This window comes from Parageobacillus caldoxylosilyticus NBRC 107762 (genome assembly GCF_000632715.1).
GTDB classification, from domain to species: Bacteria; Bacillota; Bacilli; order Bacillales; family Anoxybacillaceae; genus Saccharococcus; species Saccharococcus caldoxylosilyticus.
Map to the genome: position 1 here is coordinate 1 of NZ_BAWO01000067.1, position 1,347 is coordinate 1,347.

General features: G+C 42.9%; 1 protein-coding gene. It reads left to right on the top strand.

Features of this window, described 5'->3' with window-relative positions; translation table 11 throughout:
• Positions 1-1,260, top strand: a 1,260-nt coding sequence (locus tag GCA01S_RS16505; RefSeq protein WP_042411591.1) for an IS200/IS605 family accessory protein TnpB-related protein, incomplete at its 5' end; no start/stop codon positions are given.
• Positions 1,261-1,347 lie beyond the last annotated feature (87 nt).

Genomic DNA, 1,347 nt, shown 5'->3' on the forward strand with positions numbered 1-1,347 from the left:
GGAAGAAAAACACCGAAAAAAGTCGATCTTCCAACGTGTTTAGACGGATTACACCGACGATTAGAAAAATGGAAATCCAAAGAAGCCGAGCTAAAGCACCATCTCGATCAAGGGACAATTCCACGTGTGATTTTTGGTGGAAAAGAGAACTTTTATAAGCGCTTGAAAGGAAACATCACGAACGAAGAATGGAAAGATTTGCGCTCGAATCAGTTGTATGCCAGAGGCGATAAAAGCAAAAAAGGAAATTTAAATATTCGCCTGGTGTATGACGACAACACGAATCAATGGTATGTAGAAATCGCCAACCCGCTGGAACAACAAAATGGGAAACACGCTCCCCGTTTACGATTCCCTGTGTTGGTTCCTGAAAAATATGAAGAGGATATCATCGATCTCGTCATAGGAGAATCAGTCGGAGTGAATGCAAAAGGAAAACCCATTATCGAATATCGACCATATACTGTTGAAATCAAACGCAAGAACGGGGAATATTACATTCATCTCGTCTATGAAGAAGAGGTATATGGCAGGGAACTTGCCTATGATGAACCGATTCAAGCGGAACGAATCGCTGGGATTGACATCAACATTGACCGCATCGCTGTAAGCATCGTTTCGAAACAGGGAAACTTTCTTCAATCAAAAGTGTTTTACTGTCATGAACTCGAATATGTGAAAGCGAATAAGCGAAACAACATCATTGGAGAAACCGTACGAGATGTGTATGACTGGCTGCTTCAAGAAAATGTTGGGGCAGTGGTCATTGAAAACATTCAACTAAGACAGCGGCACGATACAGACAAACGATTCAATCGCTTGACCCATCATTTCAACAAGAAAAAACTGACGGAAACGATCCTTCGTCGGGGATTACGGCTTGGGTTTCGCATCAAAAAAGTGAATCCGGCATACACCAGCGTCATCGGACGATTCAAGTATATGAAAAAGTATGGGTTATCCGTCCATGAAAGCGCCGCTTTGGTGATTGGCAGACGCGGATTAGGGTATCAGGAGCGATTGCCAAAAGAACTCATTAATACCATAAAAACGAAAGTGAAACGCCATTTGATTGCCGTGTTAGGGTCGATGGAAGAATCCTACAAGCAATCGAAAAGCGGAACAAAACAACGACAATATCTAGGGATGATGTTGAAAAAGATAGAGAACTTCAAAGAGGAACATGAATGGTCATTATGGAACATCTTGCACAAATTCTGTTGGCTGAACCAGTACCAAATTCAACTAAAGGAGGTGTAGACCTGGTTGCTAAAATCGTTGTCGTGTACTGACCGATGGAAGGAATGGTGCACGACAGGCGCCGTCGCTAACAGCGAACCACGGGGT